The sequence below is a fragment of the Streptomyces inhibens genome, assembly GCF_022221585.1.
Taxonomy (GTDB): Bacteria; Actinomycetota; Actinomycetes; order Streptomycetales; family Streptomycetaceae; genus Streptomyces; species Streptomyces inhibens.
Genome location: NZ_CP084681.1, coordinates 1726506 through 1746454, shown reverse-complemented (window position 1 = coordinate 1746454; position 19949 = coordinate 1726506). Strand labels below are relative to the sequence as shown.

Sequence of the window (19949 nt, the reverse complement as noted above, 5' to 3'; positions counted from 1 at the left end):
CACTTCGGCGGAAAGCTGAAGTTTCTGATCGAAGATCTGGATCGGTGGGTGGAACAGCAGAGGGTCACCTGAAGAGGGGTCGAGCGCAAGCTCGGCCCCTCTTTCTATGGCGTCAGAGCCCCTCGTTGAGGGCCTTGGCGGCGCGGCCGATGGAGGCGGGCATGAAATGCCGGTAGATGCGGAACGTCTTGCCGATGTTCTTGTGGCCCATCCATTCGGCCACGTCCGTGATCGGGATGCCCTTGGACAAGCAGTTGGACGCGAAGTAGTGGCGGAGAGAGTACGGGTTGAGCTTGCGGATGATGCCCGCCTTCTTCCTTGCCGCATCCCACTGGTATTGCAGGGTGGTGTGCGCCCAGAACGGGCTGCGCTGGGTGCGGAGGAGGTAGCCGTCCGAGTCTGCTCCGTACTTCGCCTCGTACATCAGTAGAGACTCACGGACAATGGCTGGCATCGGCACTTCCCGGAACTCGCCAGGCTTCCGGTGCTTGAGGCGTGCCTTTACACGGCTCACACCGTCTATCTGCTCGGTGATGCGGTAGACGTCATCGGCGACCATTCGGTTGATGTTCGCGGCATATCCCTCACCGTTGCGGTGGCCGCAGCCAGACATGAGGTCGATGAGCAGGCGGAGCGGGTCGGATGCCGTATCTTTGAGGGCGTGGATCTCGTCGAGCGTCGGGATGGTGACCTGCCGAGGGATGTACTCGGGCGGGATGACATCCGCGAAGGGATCCTCCGGGATTGCGCCCTTGCGGCGAGCGTCGAGGAGAATCTTCTTCAGAGTGTCGAAGGCGTTCTGCTGCGTCGCGAGGCCGACGTTTCCCTCCTCCATCGACATGATGAAGTCCTCGACAACCGTTGAGGTGAAGGTGTTGACGCGACGGGGCTCCAACGCAGGGAGTATCTGGCTCTGGAGCAGCTGGTTGACAGTCCGGTTGCTGCCGTCGGTGTAGTGGCGCTGTCGGGTCAGCCATGTCGATGCATACTCGCCGAAGCGCTGCTTTCCGAGCTCCCGTTTCAGCTCTGCCTGCGGCCTGGGAGTGTTGCGCTTCGCGTCGTAGATTTTGGCGAGGCGGTCCAAGGCGCCTTGCTGTGTGGAATAGCCCGTCTCTTCGCGCTGCCGCCCTGAAGCGTCGCGATAGCGGATGGCGTAGGGATGTGGGCATCGACTTTGTCGCGCGCAGTTACAGCTCTTGAAGGAGCTGCCCATCCCACGGATGAGTTTGGTCGCCAACGTGCACGTCTCCTGACTCATGCTGGGAGTTTGCTGACCTCGGGGCCCTCAGCATGGTCCTGACCTGCGGCCGCACCAAACTAGGTCACGTTGATCAGCATCCTCATGGGTACCTCCTGGGGAGACGAGCAGTCGGATCCCTGACCTGCATTTTCCCAGGTCAGGGTGGATATGGATCGTTTATGATCTTGACGTTCTCTGACGTTCTCTGACGTTCTCTGACGTTCTTCGGCGGTCGGGGCGGGGTCTGCCGGGGCTGATGCTGACTTGATGCCGACTTTCCTGATGGGGTATCAGGTGCGTTCCATGAGGCCTCGGACGTGCCTGGAACCGGCGGTTCCAGTATCGGACCGTGCGTGTGCCGACGGCACTGTTACGGACTGGTGTCGTCTCGCTCCGCGTGGTGTTCTCCCTCGGTTGTCGACGGGGGACGGTAGCTTCACCACCGGCCTGGGGCTCACGCGTCCGGAGCGACGAGGCTACGGAGCAGGGGAGTGACGATCCGCACGATGTCCTCCACGTCCGCCTCGGCCAGGTCGGGCATGTGCAGCAGAAAGCGCTGGGCGGCGACACCCATCATGATCGCGCTGAACAATGCGGCGCGCAGTCGTGCGTCGGGGGCATCGATGGTGGCAGCGATGTGGTCGGTGACCTCCGCGGTGACATGCCGGCGCAGCAGTTCTGCCGCTTCGTCGCTCGTCATGCTGGTCCGCAGGAGCACTGCCATGGGGCCGTCCGGATCCGCCGCCCAGATGTCCAGCATGCCGCGCAGGCGGTTCTCCACCGTCTGGCCGGGGTCGCTGGTGGTGAGTTCGTCGTGGGGGATCTGCCAGTGGACGGCCTCGCGGAACAGGTCCTGCTTGCTGCCGAAATACTGGATCACGGAGGACTTGTCCACGTCAGCTTCGGTCGCAATGGCGCGGATGGTGGCGCGCTCGTAGCCGACTTCCGCGAACTTCCGCCGTGCGGCCGTCAGGATGCGCCGACGTGTGCGCTCGCCTTTGCGCTCCGGAAGGGCTGCTTCCTCGGCCGGGCTCCCTGAACCGGAATTCCGCCGTGCGGCCTGTCCGGGCGCATTCGTCACTGCATCGGCGCAGGTCAAAGTCGGTCCCCTTTCCGGTGCCGGTCCTGATGCTACAAGCACCTCCGCGCGGCGCCGGGGCCTTGGCGACGGCAGTTCGGAAGGCTCCGCAGAGGGGGAGCCGATGCTGTTGCACGGGGAGGGCCGGCCCTCACCACTACCGCACTCCGGCCGGTGGGGTCCCACCGGCCGGAGCGAGACGCAACGGTTCGGCGAAACCGTCACAGTGGTGGTGTGCGGACGAGAGCCGTCCGGCTCAGGCGACCAGCGCTGCCGCGTCCTCCACCAGCCGGTCGAGGTCCGGCAGAGCGTGGGCCCGGCGCTGGAGTCCTTGGGCGCGGGACCGGTAGGAGCGGTCCTCCAGCACGTTGCGCACCGCCGCGGCCAGCGATTCGCGGGTGACGTCCTGGACGTCTATCCGGGTCCCGACGCCCAACTGCTGGAGCCGGCCGGCGTTGTGGGACTGCTCGGCGAACAACGGCACAGCCACCATGGGGACTCCGGCTGCCAGCGCCTCCCGGGTCCCGTTGAATCCGGCATGCGTAATGAACAGGTCGCTGGACCGGAGCAGCAGTTCCTGCTGGACGAACGACGTCAGATGGACGTTCTCGGGGCGTGGTCCGTCCCACTGCCGCGGGTCGCGGTCCGCCCCCAGGGCCACGACACCGGTGACGGGCAGCTCTCCGAGTGTCTCGATGATGGTCTCCAGCAGAGCGTGGGCGCCGCCAGGGAGCCGGGTGGCGTTCGAGCCGAGGGTGGCGAGGACGAGCGGCCGGTCCGTGGGGAGTTGGGCGATATCCGGGTCGAGGGCACCCTGTGCCGCCTGCGCGGGGACCTGGTAGTAGCGGGCGCTGGGCAGTCGGCTGTCCGTGGGGTAGAAGTCCTCCGGAACGACTCCGGCACGGAAGGCGCGGAACGTGTGCCAGGCGTCGCTGACCGGCGCCAGGCCGAGTTTCCCCCGCTGCCGGTTGAGCTCCTCCGTCACGACGGGATGGGCATAGGGCGCCATCGGCGCGATGTCCAAAGCGCCGTGTGGGATGCCGAGGCATTCCGCCGCCAGATAGCCGCCGTACTCGGTCGACTCGTGGAGGATCAGGTCCGGTTGCCAGCTCCTCGCCACTTCGAGGAGGTCGCGGGTGCCGGCGTCGGCAAGGTGCCCGACGAAGGCCGCGGCGAAGAATTCCGGCGCGATCTCGACGGTCACGGAACCGGCCTTCTCCATGCCCGGCGGGGGCCGGAGCGTACCGCCCTGGAGTGCTTCCCCCAGCGACTGGAGGTTGGGCAACGTCAACGCGGTAAGTCCGCGCTCCTTGATGTGCGGGACAACGCTGGCTCCTGTGGCGACGGCCACCTCATGACCCGCCTCTTGGGCTCTCTCCGCCACTGGCAGCACCAGGGGGGCGAGGTGCGAATAGATTGCCTGGGCGGTGATGAGTATGCGCATGGTGCTCGCTCTCCACGATGCGGTGCAGGCGCCACGGTGTGGGCCTCGCCCCGGGTTTCACGGCCGACTGCTCAAAAATAAACGCTTGTTGAGAATCTATCACTCGCCCTTCGCACCCCCTTCAGGGACTCGTCGTGGTCTCGGGGGCACCAGCACTGGTCGACCGAGCGGCGGCGGGGCGGCGGTCTTCCGTGGGTAGCGCAAAGGACCCGACACCCGGTCCGTTGGGGACTGGTGTCGGGTCCATTGCGCTGACCGGCGGCGCTCTTCGTTCAGTGGGGCAGGTGGAAGGCGGCCGGGCGCCGTTCCCGCTCATGGGCTCGAACGGCCTGAGGTGACTCCCCAGATGTGTTCCCGGCCGCCGTCCACGTCACCCAATTCTGCGGACCACACGCCCGCTTGGCGCTGCTGAGGTATGGCGATCTCCTTGGTGTCAGAGCGCTGAATCGTGACGAGGCGATCTCGTCGTAGGCGGACGTCGGTGACGCGGTCGTCGGCGGAGAGGTGGACGACAAGGTCGGTATGGCTGGCGCAGGGAGCATGCGCGGTCGTCGGACGCGAGTTGCTCGAAAATGCTTCGCTGCTTGGGTGGCCGGTACGCCCCGTGATCAGTGCTGGGGGTGGGGGCGGGAGTGGAACACGGGCCGCCGCTTGGTGGCAGTGCCCTGGGTGAGGCGGCCGACTTCGATGCGCATCTTGATGGCGTGGAAGACCTCGACAGCGCCCACGACGATGGCCATGATGCCCACCACCAAGGTCAGCGCGGCGATCGAGCTGAACGGCGACACGATCAGCACGATGCCTGCCAGAGTGGTGATGATCCCCGAGAAGAGCTGCCAGCCACGCGCCGGGATGTCCTTGGCGGAGGCCGCTGTGGCGGTCACCATGATGCCGCGCAGCAGCCAGCCGAAGCCGATCCACAGCGCGAGCAACAGAATCGATTCCAGGGTGCCCCGGAAGCAGATCAGGCCCAGCAGGATGAAGAGCGCGCCCGCGACGAAATGCAACACCCGCAGATGTCGAGGGACGTGTGTGCCAAAGGCACCGGCCAGCTGAAAGACACCGGTGGCCAGCAGGTAGATGCCGAAGAGCACGCCGACGACCCGCAGGGTCTGGCTGGGCCAGGCCAGGACAACGACGCCCAGGGCGATCGCAGCCAGCCCCATGGTGAGCAGGAATTGCCAGCCCATGTTCGCCAGGGCGCCCAGGCCCCCGTCCGGGGAGACATCTCTGGGCTCGGTGCCGTGCGGAGGGCCGGTGCCTGAGGAATCGGAGGGGTATGTCATGCCGTCTGCCTCCTCCAGGAAAGAGCACGGTCAGATGGATCCAGTTCCATCGTCACCCGTCTGGCCCCGTCCCGCCTGGCAGGCGCTCACAGGTCCCGTCGGTGGCCGCAGGTGCCGTACGTCCCCCGAGCAGGCGGAAACGCCGCTCGGGCTCTGGCCGGGCGCCCACGGGTTGCAGCGGGCACCGTGGCGCGATGACATGGAAGGCGGAGGCCATCCACAGGGGAGCGCCGCCACGGGGCTCACTGCCATCGCCAAGGTGTCGGTCACCTTCGGCTTCTCTCCGTCCCGGTGAATGGGTGCGCCGCCGCCGGTCCCGCTAGTTGGAGAGGCTTGGTATGGCCAACGACGGTATTCCAGCCCCGGGTGAGGGGCTTCTGATGACGCATTTCTTGACGGTGCGTGATGTGGCGCGTTCGCGCCGCTTCTACAGCGAGGTGATCGGCGGGCAGGTCGTCCTGGACGAGAACCCTTGCATCGTGAAGCTCGCCAACAGTTGGATCATCATGAATCCGGGCGGCGGCCCGACCCCGGACAAGCCCGATGTGACGCTGGTCCCGCCCAGCGAACCCCACACCGTCTCCAGCTTCATGAACCTGCGGGTCGCCGACATCGAGGCCTGCTACGCCCAATGGAGCGCGAAAGGAGCGGAGTTCCTGACTCCGCCGATCGACCGGCGTGCCGAGGTCCGCTGCTACCTGCGCGATCCTGATGGCTACCTGATCGAGGTCGGGCAGGCCACCGGAATGCTGGAAGGTATTTTCGCCCGCACCGACACCAATTCCGGGTAGTTCATCCTCCCCAGGCAGGTCCCATGACGCTGCCCGCCCAGTCAGGTCCCGTCACGCCGCCGACTCTCTGATACGCGCAGGCCACCTGGCGCCAGGGGCGGTCGAGGGCTTCCCGCCACGGTTGTCCGCCGGGCAAGCCTTGTCGGCGCTCAGGCGGCGGAGGTCACGGCCGCCACCTGCGCGGTCTCCATACGACGTGGGGCCTCCGCTCGGCAGAAGCCCCACGTCACATCACCTCGTCCGGAACGGGTCAGAAACGGCCGGGCATCCCCGCCATCCCCGGGATGCCCGGAGGCGTGGGAAGCGGCAGTTTGCCGGCGCTGCTGCGCTCACGTGCCGGCGCGGGTGCCTGGCAGGTCACGTCCTTCGCGGGGAGCTTACCCGTGGTCAGGTACGCGGTGGCCGTCTTGTCGGCGCACGACTTGGAACCGTAGATGCCGTGTCCGACGCCCCCGGCGACCGTGACCATCCTCGAGCCCTTCATGACCCGGTGCATGCCGAGGCCACTGGGCAGAGGCGTCTGGGAGTCCCACTCGTTCTGCAGGGTGAGTGCCCCGACCTTGTTGTCGATCGTGGTGGCGGGCTCGCTGCCGTTCTTCTTCCAGAACGCGCACGGCTTGATGTGGGACGCGAAGTCGCCGTACAGGGGGTACTTGGCCTTGTCCCGGATCGCATCGCGGCGGTACTGCTCGGGGTCGCGCGGCCAGGCGCGGGTGTCGGAGCAGACGACTGCCCAGAAGCTGGCGCTGGCGTTGTCCGAGGGCACGGCACGGCCGAATGCCGGCGGAGCGGGTCGCTCGGGCGACACGGTGTCAGGGGTGGAGGACCGGCCCTTGCCGTCGGCGGCCTTCTTCAGGTCGACGATTGTCTCCGCGGCCTCGCGCACACTGAAGAACATGGCGCGGCCCACGCGGATGTCGTCGCCGCTCACCGGGGTGCCGTGGAACTCGATCGGCTTCCGGTTGGCCTGGGCGACCAGAGCCCAGAACGTCTTGCGGACTTCGTCCGGGGTGTTGCCCAGCTTGTAGGTCGCGTTCCGCTGGGCGGTCCACTCGCTCCACCTCGTGAACGCGGGCTCGCTGCCCTCCGCCCAGACCTGCATCATGCCCCGCCAGATCCGTGCGGGGTCGACGGCGCTGTCCAGTACGATCCGGTCGCTGCGCTGCGGGAACATCTGCGTGTAGACGGCTCCGAGATAGGTGCCGTACGAGTACCCGAGGTAGGAGATCTTCTTCTCGCCCAGCACGGCCCGGATCACGTCCATGTCACGGGCGGTGTTGCGGGTGGTGATGTGACGCAGCTTGTCGCCCTGCTTGGCGTCGCACTTCTCGGCGACGGTCCGGGCCCACTTGACGTCCTTGGCGAACGATGCGGCCTTGTAGGGACGCTGCCAGTTCTGCTCCTCGGCGGTCAGACCGCAGTTGAGGGGAGAGCTCTGGCCGACACCCCGCGGGTCGAAGCCGATGAGGTCGAACTTTCCCTTCACGGGCTTGGGGAGCTCGGCCGACAGCGCCTGTGGCATATCGAGGCCCTGGCCCCCCGGTCCCCCGGGATTGAGCAGCAGGACACCGCGGCGTTCGGCGGGGCTGCTCGCCTTGATCCGCGATATCGCGAGGTCGATCTTCTTGCCGCCTGGACGGCTGTAGTCCAACGGGACCTTGATGGTGGCGCACTGAAAGGAGGCCGGGGTTGCGCTGCTGCAGCGGTGCCATGCCGGTCGCTGCTTGAGGTGCTGCGGTAGGGGGTTCTCAGCGGCAGAGGCGGCCGCCGGCGTGAGTGCCGGAACCAGTGCCGCGACGGCACTCACAGCCAGGACAGGGGCTATTCGTCTGCTTCGCACGTGGGGATGGCCCTTCGGGTCAGTACGTGTGGGACGCACTCACCCTTGCGCACACGGCAGTTGGGACGAATCCCTCAGCAGGGCACAGTGTGTCCAACTGTGGGTGGACGGACTGCTGGGGCAAATGGTCCTGGAGTCGTACACGGTGCGTCATATCCAGTGTCCAGCACCACCGTCCAGGGCGTTCGGCCCGTGTCCCGTCGCCGTTGCACGGGCCGTGGCGAGAGCGGCAGTTCGCACCTACGAGAAGACCGGGTCGCCGCCACGGCGCGGGACATCGGCACGCTCGCTCCTCATCTCCAACGCTTCCTGGCTACACGAATCGCACGTCGGTCAATTGTTCCGACAACTCCCACAGACGGCGGCCGGTTTCGCGATCGGCGGCCGCGGGGGACAGCTGTACCCGCTTCGGTCCGCCGCGCAGCTCGGCCGGGCCGTCCGGCCCGATGAACGCACCGCCCTCCACATTCGGTTCGGTCGCCGCGTACAGCTGTGGCAACGCGCCGCGGGCCGGTGGCTGGGCGAACAGCGGGTTGCCGATGTGGCCGAATATCACCCGCCACAGGCCGACCGGCGCACTCATCTGCAAGTTGGTGGCGGTATAGCCGGGATGGGCGAGCAAACTGCGTACGGGGCTGCCGGCCTCGGTCAGCCGCCGGTGGAGTTCCCGTCCGAAGACGGCATTGGCGAACTTCGACTGGTTGTAGAAGGCCATGGGCTTGTAGCCACGCTCGCCGGTGAGGTCTTCGAAGTGGATGCGCCCCTGCCGGTGGTTGACCGAACTCACCGTGACCACGCGGGGGTTGTGCCCGACGGCCAGCAGGTCGAGCAGCAGTCCGGTGAGCGCGAAGTGGCCGAGATGGTTGCAGGCGAACTGCGCCTCGTGGCCCTGCGCGCTCAGCGATCGAGGCGGCGCCATCACGCCGGCGTTGTTGATGAGCACGTCCAGCCGCGGATGGTCGGTGTGCAACTGATGGGCGAAGGCTCGGACCGAGTCGAGATCGGCCAGGTCGAGGTGGCGCACCTCAAGGCTCGCGTCCGGCTGCTCGGCGGTGATCTCCGCGACTGCCCGGTGGCCCTTTGTCCTGTCGCGCACCGCAAGGATCACGTGTCCGCCCCGGCGGACGAGCGCCCGAGTGGTCGCCAGGCCGAGGCCGCTGTTGGCTCCGGTGACGACGAACACTCGCTCGGTCTGGTCCGGGATCTGCTCGGCAGTCCAGTGCCGCTGCTGTGTCATGCGGCACATGCTGTCGCTAGTGTCACTCGGTGTCAAGACGCTACTGAGTGCCATACGAGGCATGGCGTTACCATTGCCCGGTGAGCTCCCGCCCTGAAGTCACCATGGCCCAGCGCAAACGTCAGCTCGTCTCGAACGAGCTGGCCGAAGCGGCACTGCAGCTGCTGGCGCTGAAGGGGTTCGACGCGGTCACCATCGACGAGATCGCGACCACCGCCGGGGTGTCCAAGCGCACGTTCTTCCGGTACTTCGCGTCCAAGGAAGACGTGGTCGTCCAATTCCTGGCCGATATGGGCACCGGCATTCACGCGGAGTTGGCGGCCCGCCCCATCGAGGAGCGCCCCTCCGTGGCGCTACGGCACGCCGTCTGGGTCTCCATCGCTGCCTGCGGCGACCACTCCGACAGGGCGCTGCGCGTGGTGCAGCTGATTCTGCGCACCCCCGCCCTGTACGCACGCTTTCTGGAGCGCCAGGCGCAGTGGCGCGACGACCTGACGGGGGAGTTGGCGCGCCGCCTGGGGCTCGACGCCCACACCGATCTGTACTCGCAGCTGGCCGCCGGGATGGCGTTGACCGCCTTCGACGCCGTGCTTCAACGGTGGAGCAACAGCGACGGCGCCGAGGACCCCGCCGAACTGACCGACCGGGCCTTCGCCGTGATCGCCCCGGCGCTGGACGCCGTTCGGAACGGTCGGTAAGTCGCCTTTAACGGGTGGTACGGCGCGTACGTGTCCCGGGCAGTGAACCTCCTTCGCCCGCGGACACTTCCGGCGCCGCCCGCAGCGGGCGGCGCCGGAGGCCGTGGCGGCCGAAGCGGGGTGGCGCTACCAGTAGTGCCTTCGCCCGCCGACCGCGTGTCCCAGTGAACCCAGGACCCACAGGATCGCCCCGAGAACGGCGAGCACGATCCCGATGGTCCACAAAATGCCGACGCCGGTCAGGAAGCCGATGACCAGCAGGATGATGCCGAGAACGATCACGGGTCTCTCCGATCTCGTGTGCACACTCCCTCTCACTGTGGTCCTGGCCTCTTGCGACGGCAACTGCTGCCGGCTCGCGGCAAGGGCCTCGATCGACCTGCTCGGCTTCCGGCGCCCCGGACCTGGCTACGAGCCAGGGGGGAAGGGCTGTGTGCGGGCGATGAGCAGGGCGACGTCATCCGGGTCGTCGGGACGCCGGAGTTCGCGAAGGAGCCGGTCGCAGGTCTCTTCCAGGGAGCGGTCGGGCGCATCGAGCAGCTGGCGGAGGGTTTCGAGGCGCTCGTCGATGGGGTGGTGGCGGGTCTCGACCAGGCCGTCGGTGTACAGGACCAGCTTGTCGCCGGGGCCGAGACCGAAGGTGGTGGTCTCGAAGGGGACGCCGCCGACGCCGAGCGGGGTGCCGGTGGGCAGGTCGAGGAGTTCGGGGCGCTTGCCGCGGCGTACGAGGGCCGGCGGAAGGTGGCCGGCGGTGGCGATATGGCATTCGGCGCGGTGGGGATCGTAGACGGCGTACACGCAGGTGGCGATGTAGTGCTCCAGCCCTGAGGTGATCTTGTCGAGGTGCTGGAGGACCTGGGCGGGGTCCAGATCGAGGTCGGCGAAGGCGCTGGTGGCGGTGCGCAGGCGGCCCATGGTGGCGGCGGCGTCGATGCCGCTGCCCATGACGTCGCCCACGACGAGCGCGGTCTTGTCGTCGTTGAGCGGGAGGACGTCGTACCAGTCGCCGCCGATCTCGTACGTGGCCAGTGCGGGCCGGTACCGGGAGGCGATCCGCAGACCGGGAAGGTGGGGCGGGTGGTCCGGGAGCAGGCTGCGCTGCAGGGTCTCGGCGGCGTTGCGCACGCTCTGGTGCGAGCGGGCGTTCTCGATGCACACGGCGGCGCGGGAGGCCAGCTCGCCGGCGAGGGCGAGATCGTCCTCGTCGAAGGGCAGCGGGTTGCGGGCGCGGCTGAGCCCCAGGCAACCGAGGATATGGCCGCGGGCGGTGAGCGGGGCCAGCATGTAGGAGTGCACCCCGGCGCGGGCCAGCAAAGAGGCGGCGTGGTCGTCGCGGGCGATGCGCGCCAGGTCGCTGTCGTCCGCGTGGGAGATCAGGATCGGGCGGCCGGTGCGCACGCACTGGGTGGCGAGGCGGTCGGTGTCGTAGGCCGCGATCTCGCCGGGTGGATCGGCGGCCTGGGCGGCTTCGGTGGGGTAGGCGGCCCGCACCGCGAGGGCGCGGAAGACCGCGGGGCCGTCTCCGCGGGCAGGGCGGTGCTCGTCCAGTACGGAGTCGAGCACATCGACCGTGACCACGTCGGCGAGCTCGGGAACGGTCACCTCGGCCAGCTCGCGGGCGGTCTGTCCCACCTCCAGGGTGGTGCCGATGCGGGCGGAGCCGTCGGCGATCAGGGCCAGGCGCCGCCGGGCCTCGGCGGCCTCCACGGCTGCCTGATACCGGTCGGTGACATCCACGACGAGGTCGGCCACCCCGAGAACCCGCCCCTGTGGGTCCTCCAGCCGGTACAACGAGATCGACCAGGCATGCTTGTGGTCCGGGTCGGCGGGGGTGCGGCCGACGATGGTGGAGTGGTCGACCAGGGGAGTCCCGGTCTCCAGGACCTGCTGCATCGCGGCCTCGGGCACCGCGAACTTCGCGGAGGTCATGATCTCGCGGTAGTGCCGGCCGAGGTGGTCCTTCGCGGGGATGCCGTGCATCCGCTCCAGGGCGGGGTTGACGGCCACGTACCGCAGATCGGTGTCGAGGATCGCCACCCCGATGGGGGACTGGGCGATCAGCCGGGTGGACAGTGCGACATCCCGCTCCACCTCGCGCAGCGTCGGTGAGTCGGTGGCGAGCCCGAGGGCGTAGAAGTCGCCGCGGTCGTCCAGCAGCCGCATGTTGCGCAGCTCCACCAGCCGCGCGGTGCCGTCCTTGTGCCGGACGGGGAATGAGCCGCCCCAGCTCTGGCCGGTCTCCATGACGTCGGCAAACTTCTTCATCACCAGGTCCCAGTGCTCTTCGTGGACGAGCAGCGGGGCTGCGTACTGTCCGAGCGCCTCGTCGGCGGTGTAGCCGTACAGGTCCTCGGCCTGCGGGCTCCACAGGACGATCCGCCCCTCGGCGTCCAGCAGCACCGCGGCGACACCGAGGAGATCCATCAGCCCGCTCGGCCGCGGCGGCCTGTCCTCGGGCTCACCCGCGTCAGCCGGACGCCCGTCGGCTGCGCTCACCCGGGCACTCCTTCCGCTCGACGGACCACGGGGGCCGTCCCCTCGCTCCGGTCCGTGGCCGCCCCCTGTCTGGTGAGTGCTTCGGCATCCATGGTCCCCCGCGGAACGACCGAACGCCCACCCGGTCCCGGCGGGGGGCCGGGCCGCGGTGAAGAGGTGAGGGGGCTGCGTCAGCGGTTGGTGAGCACCATCCGGAAGCGGGCGGTGCCGGAGAGCATCTTCTGGTACGCGTCCGGGGCCTGGTCCAGCGGCATGATCTCGGTCATCGGGCGGATCCCGTGCAGGGCGCTGAACGCCATGGTGTCCTGCACGTCCTGCGCGGTGCCGGACGGATGGCCCCGGACGATCTTGCCGCTCATGAGCAGCTGGGTCGGGCTGATCCCCAGCGGGTCGGGGTCCGCGCCGATGACCACCAGCTCTCCGCGGTGGGTCAGCCCGTCCACGGTCGCCGTGATGGCCTCGGAGTTGGCGGCGGTGGCCAGGACGACCTTGGCGCCGCCGAGGGACTGCAGCGCGTCCCCGACGGGGGTGTCCGCCGTGCTGTCGACGTAGTGGTGCGCGCCGAGCTGCTTGGCGAAGTCGGCCTTGCCGGCGCCACGGGCGATGGCCACGGTCTCGAAGCCCATCGCGGCCGCGTACTGCACTCCCAGATGGCCGAGGCCACCGATGCCGAGGACGGCGACCAGGTCCCCCGACCGGGCGGAGCTGCGCCGCAGCCCGTTGTACGTGGTGACGCCCGCGCAGGCCAGGGGCCCGGCATCGGGCGCCGCCAGCGCATCGGGGATCCGGGCCAGCGCGTCCACCGGTGCGATCACCGCCTCGGCGTAACCGCCGTCGTACGCCCATCCGGGTACCTTCAGGTTCTCGCACACCATGAAGTCGCCCTGTCTGCAGGGCGTGCAGTGGCCGCAGCTGCCGCCGAACCAGCCCACCGCCACCCGGTCGCCCACCTGCCAGCCGCTGTACGTTCCCTCGCCGACCTCCTCGATGCGCCCGGCGATCTCATGCCCGGGGACCATCGGAAACCGCACGCCGGGGAATGCGGCGTTCACGAAGAAGGCGTCGCTGTGGCAGATCCCGCAGGCGTCCACGGCGATCCGTACGTGGCCCGGGCCCGGCTGCGGCACCTCCCGCTCGACGATCTCGAACGGCCCGCCGGCCGTGTCGACCTGCGCGACTCGATAAACGCTCATCTGGATCTCTCCGGTGTACGGGTAGGAAAGCCCTCTACCAGCAGACCAGCTCCGGTGCGATCGCGCGCGCCGAAAGGAGCAAAGGAGCAGGCGCCTGGCGCGGGGATGTCCTGGCCGGCGCGCTGCCGAGTACGTCGGTCGACGGAAAGCGGCGGTGTCCGTCAACTCGTCCATACCTCAATGGAGTTGGGCAACAAAAGGACAGAGCGGTGAGATCCCGCTCAGGCGCGGCGGCGCGCGATCACGCCGAGTGCGAGGTCCACGGCCAGGAACGCCACGAGCGTGATGCCGAGCAACGGCACCGCCCAGCCCACTGCTCCGACGGCCGGTACCAGCGGAATCAGTACGGGCAGCGGGACCTGGCGCCAGGCTCCGCGCGGTATCGGACGGCCGAAGGAGAGAGCGCGTTCGCGGGTGGGGCGGCGCTGCCACCACATCCGGTAGCCCCAGGCGATGAGGAAGATCAGTGCGAGGGCGAGCGCGGCCAGCGCGATCTGGTTGGCGAGGCCGAACAGGATGCCGGTGTGCAGGTCGATGCCATAGCGGGTGAGCTTGGCAAGGACGGGGTAGTCGGCGAAGCGCAGGACGTCGGTGACCTTGCCGCCGGCCGGGTCCACGGCGACGGAGTCCTGCTTCTCGGGCCAGCTGCGCCGGACCTGCTTGACGAGGTAGGTGGTGCCGGGTTCCGTCGGCAGAACGATCTCTACGGGGTCGGACAGGCCCTGGGCGCGGGCCGCCTTGAGTACCTGGTTGATGCCGACGTCCGAGGGCGCGGATCCGGCCGACCCGTCGTGGTGCATGCCCTCCATGCCCGGCATGTCAGGCATCCCCGCCATCCCTGCCGCGCCCGAGTGCTGCCCATGGCCCTCGGCGACGGCCGTCGAGACGGTCGGGGTCGCCTGTCCCAGGGACTTCCGGAGATCGTCGATGTTCGCCCCGGCATACGCGGACCACGTCAGCCCGGTGGCGGAGAGGAAGAACAGGCCGGCTGCCGCCCACACGCCCACCGCGCCGTGCCAGGACAGCGTCCGGCGGCGGCCGGTGGCGCGGCGATCCGGCAGCGCGAGGGCCCGCAGCTTGCGGTTCGTGCGCTTACGGCCGATCCACAGGGCGAGCCCGCCACCGGTCACCACCCACAGCCAGCTGGCGGCCAGTTCGCTGTAGAGGCGGCCGGTCTCGCCCAGGTGCAGATTGCCGTGAAGCGAGTCGAGCCAGGTGCGCAGCGGCAGCGCGCCCGTGGAACCGGATGTCTCCAGCGCTCCTCGGACACTGCCGGTGTAGGGGTCGACGAAGACGGCGAGCTGGTGGCCGGCGGGCACGCCCGGGACGTCGGAGAGCAGGACGCGGGTGGTGTCTCCCGGCTGCGGCGCCGGGCGTACGGCGGCGAGCTTGCCCTCCGGATGGGCCTGACGGGCGTCGGCGACCTGCTGCGACAGCGGCAGGGTGCGCGTACCGACCGGGACGCTCAGCTCATGCGCGTAGACCACTTTCTCCGCCTGGAAGGAGCAGGCGTACAGGAGGCCGGTGACCGCGGCGACGAGGAGAAAGGGGGCGACGAGAACGCCGGCGTAGAAGTGCAGGCGCAGCACCAGCGGGCGCAGGGCGGCCCAGCCGGCTCGCCGCGCGGGCCGCTGCTCCGTGGAGCCCGCGATGTCCGGGGCATCGCCGGGCGCGACATTCTCTTCGGTGGGCGTGGGCACGCGGGGTCTCCCGGTTCGAGGTCAGGTGGCAGGGCCGGCAGCCGTGCCGCTTCAGGGAGTCGGGCGACCGGAAGGGATGGTTCCGAAGGCGGGGGGTGACGTGCGGCACACGTCGGATCGTCAAAATGCCGACGCCGGGCCCGAGTGGCATACGGGGCGGCCGTCGATACGCGCGCCGACCCGCCCTGCCGCGGTGCACGGGCCGGATGGCACCATGTCCGGCATGACAACCGGGCCGGCCTCACGCGCTGCACGAGCCGCGATCTTCGCGACCGTCTGCGTGATGACGACGGTCCTGGGGCACGGGCTGATGTCCGCTCAGCCGGTGCCGTGGTGGGCCGTGATCGCCGCATTCGGGGCCACCGGCGCCGCGGCGTGGTGGCTGACCGGGCGCGAGCGGGGCGCAGTTGTCGTGACCGGATGCACGGTGTTCGCCCAGCTCGGACTGCACTCGCTGTTCGGCTTCTCGCAGCAGTCCGCAGGCGGTACGGGTATCGCCGCCTCGTCCGACGGACAGTGGGCGGAGCGGCTGTTCTGCAATGGGTCCGGGGTCGATCCGGCACTCCGCGCCTCGGCGCTCAGGCTGCTGCGCCAAGCCGGTCTCGACCCGCTGGCGACGCAGACGCCTCCGCCGACACCGATGAGCGGCATGCGTGGAATGCGCGGAATGGCCGAGATGGTCACGATGCCCGGCATGGGTCATACAGGCGCCATGGCCGGCGACATGGGGCACATGGGTCACCTGCAGATGACCCACTCCGGACACGGAACACTCGGCATGTTCCTCGCCCACGCGCTGGCCGCGTTCGTGTGCGGAATCTGGCTGTGGCGCGGCGAGGCGGCCGTGTTCCAGCTGGCTCGCAGTCTGGCGGCGGCGCTGTTCGCACCCCTGCTGCTGGTCCTGCGCACGCTGGGCCGGACCGGTGGGAAGCTGCCCGTACGCCGGGTGGTGAGCTCCCATGTCTTGTGTCTGCGCGGGGCGTTGTTGCAATATGCCGTCTCCCGCAGGGGCCCACCGAGGCTTTCGGTCTGCTGACCGCTCGTCCCCACATTCCTTCGACGTTTTTGCGATTCTCCGAATCCCCGAGGCGCGTTGATCCGGTGGCGGGCGGAGTGCCGGCGTATCCGCGTGGCCTACCTCTGTAAGCGCGCCCTTCCCATGCCGGCCCTTGGTCATACGGCCCTCCGGCCTGCCCGAAGGCGTACGCCCGCCGTACCCCCGAGGTACCCCTGACGTACGCCCGCCGATCTTGGCGCGGGTGCTCGGAGCGCCGCCCACCGATGGGGAACTGCCCTGCCCTGGCGCAGTCGCCCCGGAGCCTCCGAAGGATGTTTTACGATGATTCCTGCCCTTCTTGGACCGGCCCGTAGCAAGCGGACCGCCGCGGACGACGAGCAGGTGACCGGCTTGGCGCTCGCCGCCCGGGACGGAGACCCCGACGCGGTCGAGCGCTTCGTCCGCGCCACCCACCGGGACGTCTGGCGGTTCGTGGCCCACCTGAGCGGCGATATGAACGGCGCCGACGATCTGGCCCAGGAGACGTTTCTGCGTGCCCTCACCAGCCTGCCGAGATTCGCCGGCCGCTCCTGCGCACGTACCTGGCTGTTGTCCATCGCCCGCCGGGTGGTGATCGACCGTTATCGCTCCGCCGCCGCCCGTCCGCGTATCGCCGACATCAACGACTGGCAGACGGTGGCGGAGCACCGGCAACCCAGCGGACTGCCGGGATTCGAGGACGGCCTGGCGCTGAGCGAACTCCTGGACGCACTCGATCGCGAGCGCCGAGAGGCGTTTGTGCTCACGCAGTTGGTCGGACTGCCTTACGCGGATGCAGCGGCGGTCGTGGGCTGTCCGGTCGGCACCGTGCGCTCCCGGGTGGCCCGGGCCCGCGCCGACCTCACCGAGTGGCTGAGGTCCGCCGAGACCTCCGCGCGGGTCCCCCGGATAGTCGCGGCGTAACAGGTTCCGGTTCCGGACTCCCGGATCACATCGACCACGGTGCTGCCGGAGGCATCGAAGCGCCCCGCCCGGTCACTTCGGGCGGGGCGCCGGCGCGGCGGGCGGCTCCGGTTCGCGCAGGGCCGCGTACGTTCCCAGCGCCCGGACCAGGATCTTGGTCAGGGAAGCCGGCAGCAGCGGCGCGAGCGTGCGCCAGGCGTCGTCGACCAGCGCCCGCGCCTCCCGTTGGCAGGCCTGGACGGCACCGGACCGGGCGATGGCGGTGGCCACGCCGTGCACGGTGTCCGCATCGGCGCCGCCGTCGCGTACGGCCTTCCACAGCAGGCGCACCCGGTCGGCGGGGAGCAGCGCGACACAGTGGGCGAGCGGCATGGTCACCGTCCCGGAACGCAGGTCCTCACCGGTGTGTTTGCGGCTGCTGCCGGAGGGCTGCGGGGCGGTGGCGCCCAGCAGGTCGAGCACGTCGTCGGAGATCTGGTACGCGGTGCCGACCGCCTCGAAGTAGGCGCCGATGGCGGCGCGTTGCGCGCCGTCGGCCCGCGCGACAAGGGCGCCGAGCTCCGCGAAACCACGGGCCGGTACCCCGGTCTTGAACCGGTGCGCCGCCCGCAGCCGCCGCAGCAGCGGCCGCGGGTCACCCGTGGCCACCGCGGCATCCATCTCCTCGGTGTGGCCGGCCAGATCCAGGGCCTGGCCGCCGTGCGCCGCGCGGAGCGTGCGCAGATACGTCCGGCAGACGGCGAGCTTCAGCCCGTCGTCCGCCGGTACCAGGTCGTCGATGACCCGGTCCAGGGCGAAGTAGGCGGCCGTGGCGGCGTTGACGGTGGCCGGAACCCCGAAGACCCGGTGCACCGCGGACACACCGCGGCGGTGGAGCGAGCCGTCCTGGACGTCGTCGATGGCCAGATTGGCGCTGTGGATCACCTCGACCGCGGCCAGCAGCGGCGTGTACGGATCGGCCCGGACGCCCACCAGTTCGATGGCGGCGCAGCAGACGTACGTCCGCCAGCCGCGGCCGCCGGGGTCGGTCAGATGCCGGACCGGGCGTACCAGGGTCTGGTGCACGGCGGTGTCCGTGAAGCCGTCGAGCGAGGCGCCGGTCCCGCCGAGCAGGGACCTGGTCGTCGCGGACGACGGCCGGTCGGGGTACAGACGGCGGACTTCACGCCGGGTCACCTTGTGCAGCCGGCCCAGATACTCCTCCAGGTCACCGATCCGTTGCGCGGGCACGGCCGACACGAGGGCCCAGCCCGTCACCGCCCGGCCGGCCCGCGTACCGGCGACCCGCGCCGCGGCACACAGAAAGCCGTGGCCGGCGAGCATGGTGCGCACTTCCTGGCCGGGGAAGTGCGCCGTGACGTCGAGGCGCAGCCGGAGTTGCTCGGAGGTGACCGTCCAGGTGGTGGGGTAGGTGTTCAGGGTCGCGAGGGACGTCCAGGGGGCGGCGGAGCGGCAGCGCGCGTCATCGGCCGGCAGTGCCCGGCCGTCGGGGGCGTATGCCGTCAGCAGGTCCTGATGGGCGAGCACCGCGCGCGAGGGCACGTCGACGTGATCCACGCTCTCGGCCGTCACCCGCCAGCCGTCGTCCAGCAGCACGGTGAGGCGTTGCCGACCGATGTCCCTTGTCCCGGCCGGGAGTTCGTCCGACAGCGGCCCACCGCCCGGCCCGGCCGGGTACCGGCCGTCGCCCCGGCCGGTCTTGCACCGTTCCTCGTCCCGGCCGGTCTTGCACCGGTCCTCGCCCGAGCCGGTCTCGATCCAGCCCTCGCCCGAGACGTCGATCGTGCCCTCCGTGCCCGGAGCGCCGACCCGGCCGGCGACGGCGTAGCGCGGCGCGTACGTTGCGTCGCCGGTCGTCCCCGCGGAGGCCGGGCCCGGTACGGGGGAGAAGACCAGGTCGCAGTGCGCGCGCTCGCCGCGCAGCGTGAGCCCGTACCGGCCGCCGTCCTGCTCCTCGTACAGCGTGCCCGCCGCGCCGAAGCCGATGTCGAACGGGCCGGGGCCGACCCGTACCGGATCCGGCAGCAGCCGGTCCGGCGCCACCGGCAAGCCCGCCGCCAAGGCCTCCAGCAGCGCCGCCCGCACCCGGGCATCCATCGCCCCGGCCGCCGCCGCGCGGAAGGCGTCGACCGCGCCCCGGTCCACCCATGACTCGGCCGCATGGGAGCGCCGCCGCACATCGATGAACGACCAGACCAGGCCGTGTCCCCACCCCGGCGATCCGTCCGCCGCCGTGGTGCGGTGCCGGACGAGGTCCGCCGCGACCACGTACGCGTCCCCGGACCCCGTCACCAGCCGGCACCCCAGTCGCCACCGCGTCTCCCCGGGGTCGTGTCCAGGCGCCGTGGCACCGCCCCCGGCCTGGTTGTTTGCACTCTCCACAGCTGCCACGGCTGCCTCAACGATCCGGCCCACAGAAGGAAACGCCTCGGGAGGCCGAGCCCGCGGGCCCGCTCTACGCTGGGTGAGGAGGCCGAAGGCCGACGTGCGGTGAGGCGGTGGAAGGCTTGTGGCGGTACGGCACCAGCTGATCAAGCGCTCTCCCGAGGCGCTGTGGGCGGTACTTGCCGACGGCTCCCGGTACGCGGACTGGGTGGTCGGCACCGCACACTCGCGTCCCGTGGACGGCAACTGGCCGGAGGTCGGCTCCGCGATCGAGTACACGGTGCGCCTGGGTCCCTGGGACCTCATCGGCCACACCGTCGTACGGCACAGCTCCCCGCCACGGGAACTCGAACTCGAAGTCGACAGCGGCCGGCTGGGCACGGTCCGGATCGCCGTCGAAGTGCGCAGCTGGGGCGAGGATTCGCTGGTCATCGTCGATGAGCATCCGCTGCGCGGCCCCGCCGGGCGGCTGCACAACGCGGGCCTGGAATTCCTGCTGCAGCTGCGCCACCGCAGCATGCTCAGCAGGCTGGCGGCGGTGGCCGAAAACGCCCCGCACGGCGCGCACACAGGCCCCTGACCGCCGCCCCGCCGACTGTGC

At 69.8% G+C, this 19949-nt stretch carries 16 protein-coding genes; 5 read left to right on the top strand and 11 right to left on the bottom strand.

Features of this window, described 5'->3' with window-relative positions; translation table 11 throughout:
• Nucleotides 1–112: 112 nt before the first annotated feature.
• From KI385_RS08115 to KI385_RS08100, 4 genes are all read right to left on the bottom strand, one after another.
• A complete protein-coding gene (locus KI385_RS08115; protein ID WP_238571539.1) occupies nt 113–1258 on the bottom strand; it encodes a tyrosine-type recombinase/integrase in 1146 nt (381 codons plus the stop codon).
• A gap of 436 nt (nt 1259–1694) precedes the next feature.
• Nucleotides 1695–2339, bottom strand: coding sequence for a TetR/AcrR family transcriptional regulator (locus tag KI385_RS08110; RefSeq protein ID WP_238571538.1), 645 nt, complete (start codon nt 2337–2339; stop codon nt 1695–1697).
• A 235-nt stretch (nt 2340–2574) separates the two neighbouring features.
• Nucleotides 2575–3762: a glycosyltransferase gene (locus tag KI385_RS08105; RefSeq protein WP_238571537.1), complete on the bottom strand. Its 1188-nt coding sequence runs from the start codon at nt 3760–3762 to the stop codon at nt 2575–2577.
• 608 nt (nt 3763–4370) lie between these two features.
• On the bottom strand, nt 4371–5048 hold the full coding sequence (locus tag KI385_RS08100) for an HdeD family acid-resistance protein (protein ID WP_238571536.1): 678 nt from the start codon (nt 5046–5048) through the stop codon (nt 4371–4373).
• Nucleotides 5049–5386: 338 nt separating this feature from the next.
• Here KI385_RS08100 and KI385_RS08095 point away from each other — a divergent pair, with 338 nt between their 5' ends.
• A complete protein-coding gene (locus KI385_RS08095) occupies nt 5387–5839 on the top strand; it encodes a VOC family protein (RefSeq protein WP_238571535.1) in 453 nt (150 codons plus the stop codon).
• Nucleotides 5840–6089: 250 nt separating this feature from the next.
• On the opposite strand, the gene KI385_RS08090 is transcribed toward KI385_RS08095, so the two are convergent.
• Complete coding sequence (locus KI385_RS08090) at nt 6090–7679, bottom strand: alpha/beta hydrolase (protein ID WP_238571534.1); 1590 nt, start codon at nt 7677–7679, stop codon at nt 6090–6092.
• Between the two features lie 313 nt (nt 7680–7992).
• Nucleotides 7993–8916, bottom strand: a complete 924-nt coding sequence (locus KI385_RS08085; RefSeq protein ID WP_238571533.1) for an oxidoreductase — start codon at nt 8914–8916, stop codon at nt 7993–7995.
• A gap of 104 nt (nt 8917–9020) precedes the next feature.
• Between KI385_RS08085 and KI385_RS08080 the strand changes: the two genes are divergently transcribed.
• A complete protein-coding gene (locus tag KI385_RS08080; protein ID WP_238577608.1) occupies nt 9021–9614 on the top strand; it encodes a TetR family transcriptional regulator in 594 nt (197 codons plus the stop codon).
• 126 nt (nt 9615–9740) lie between these two features.
• Here the strand turns inward: KI385_RS08080 and KI385_RS08075 are convergent, their stop codons facing one another.
• The 4 genes from KI385_RS08075 to KI385_RS08060 form a co-directional block, all read right to left on the bottom strand.
• The gene (locus KI385_RS08075) at nt 9741–9896 is read right to left on the bottom strand and encodes a DUF6131 family protein (RefSeq protein ID WP_238571532.1); all 156 of its coding nucleotides are present in this window, start codon (nt 9894–9896) and stop codon (nt 9741–9743) included.
• A 126-nt stretch (nt 9897–10022) separates the two neighbouring features.
• A complete protein-coding gene (locus KI385_RS08070) occupies nt 10023–12110 on the bottom strand; it encodes a SpoIIE family protein phosphatase (RefSeq protein WP_238571531.1) in 2088 nt (695 codons plus the stop codon).
• A gap of 170 nt (nt 12111–12280) precedes the next feature.
• Entirely contained in the window at nt 12281–13303 is a 1023-nt protein-coding gene (locus tag KI385_RS08065) for an alcohol dehydrogenase (protein WP_238571530.1), read from the bottom strand.
• 221 nt (nt 13304–13524) lie between these two features.
• On the bottom strand, nt 13525–15003 hold the full coding sequence (locus KI385_RS08060; protein WP_425356886.1) for a PepSY-associated TM helix domain-containing protein: 1479 nt from the start codon (nt 15001–15003) through the stop codon (nt 13525–13527).
• 223 nt (nt 15004–15226) lie between these two features.
• Here KI385_RS08060 and KI385_RS08055 point away from each other — a divergent pair, with 223 nt between their 5' ends.
• Both KI385_RS08055 and KI385_RS08050 read left to right on the top strand, forming a co-directional pair.
• The gene (locus tag KI385_RS08055) at nt 15227–16039 is read left to right on the top strand and encodes a PE-PGRS family protein (RefSeq protein ID WP_238571529.1); all 813 of its coding nucleotides are present in this window, start codon (nt 15227–15229) and stop codon (nt 16037–16039) included.
• A gap of 303 nt (nt 16040–16342) precedes the next feature.
• Nucleotides 16343–16963 carry a sigma-70 family RNA polymerase sigma factor gene (locus KI385_RS08050; protein WP_238571528.1) on the top strand — a complete coding sequence of 207 codons (621 nt, stop codon included), beginning with the start codon at nt 16343–16345 and terminating at the stop codon, nt 16961–16963.
• 72 nt (nt 16964–17035) lie between these two features.
• Here the strand turns inward: KI385_RS08050 and KI385_RS08045 are convergent, their stop codons facing one another.
• Nucleotides 17036–19255 carry a polyprenyl synthetase family protein gene (locus tag KI385_RS08045; protein ID WP_238571527.1) on the bottom strand — a complete coding sequence of 740 codons (2220 nt, stop codon included), beginning with the start codon at nt 19253–19255 and terminating at the stop codon, nt 17036–17038.
• Between the two features lie 217 nt (nt 19256–19472).
• Here KI385_RS08045 and KI385_RS08040 point away from each other — a divergent pair, with 217 nt between their 5' ends.
• The gene (locus KI385_RS08040) at nt 19473–19928 is read left to right on the top strand and encodes an SRPBCC family protein (RefSeq protein WP_238571526.1); all 456 of its coding nucleotides are present in this window, start codon (nt 19473–19475) and stop codon (nt 19926–19928) included.
• The last annotated feature ends 21 nt before the right edge of the window (nt 19929–19949 follow it).

Bases quoted from the DNA above. Each gene is read 5' to 3' on its own strand.
- KI385_RS08115 (WP_238571539.1), bottom strand. From the start codon at position 1,258: ATGAGTCAGGAGACGTGCACGTTGGCGACCAAACTCATCCGTGGGATG.
- KI385_RS08105 (WP_238571537.1), bottom strand. From the start codon at position 3,762: ATGCGCATACTCATCACCGCCCAGGCAATCTATTCGCACCTCGCCCCC.
- KI385_RS08100 (WP_238571536.1), bottom strand. From the start codon at position 5,048: ATGACATACCCCTCCGATTCCTCAGGCACCGGCCCTCCGCACGGCACC.
- KI385_RS08095 (WP_238571535.1), top strand. From the start codon at position 5,387: ATGGCCAACGACGGTATTCCAGCCCCGGGTGAGGGGCTTCTGATGACG.
- KI385_RS08085 (WP_238571533.1), bottom strand. From the start codon at position 8,916: ATGACACAGCAGCGGCACTGGACTGCCGAGCAGATCCCGGACCAGACC.
- KI385_RS08080 (WP_238577608.1), top strand. From the start codon at position 9,021: ATGGCCCAGCGCAAACGTCAGCTCGTCTCGAACGAGCTGGCCGAAGCG.
- KI385_RS08065 (WP_238571530.1), bottom strand. From the start codon at position 13,303: ATGAGCGTTTATCGAGTCGCGCAGGTCGACACGGCCGGCGGGCCGTTC.
- KI385_RS08055 (WP_238571529.1), top strand. From the start codon at position 15,227: ATGACAACCGGGCCGGCCTCACGCGCTGCACGAGCCGCGATCTTCGCG.
- KI385_RS08050 (WP_238571528.1), top strand. From the start codon at position 16,343: ATGATTCCTGCCCTTCTTGGACCGGCCCGTAGCAAGCGGACCGCCGCG.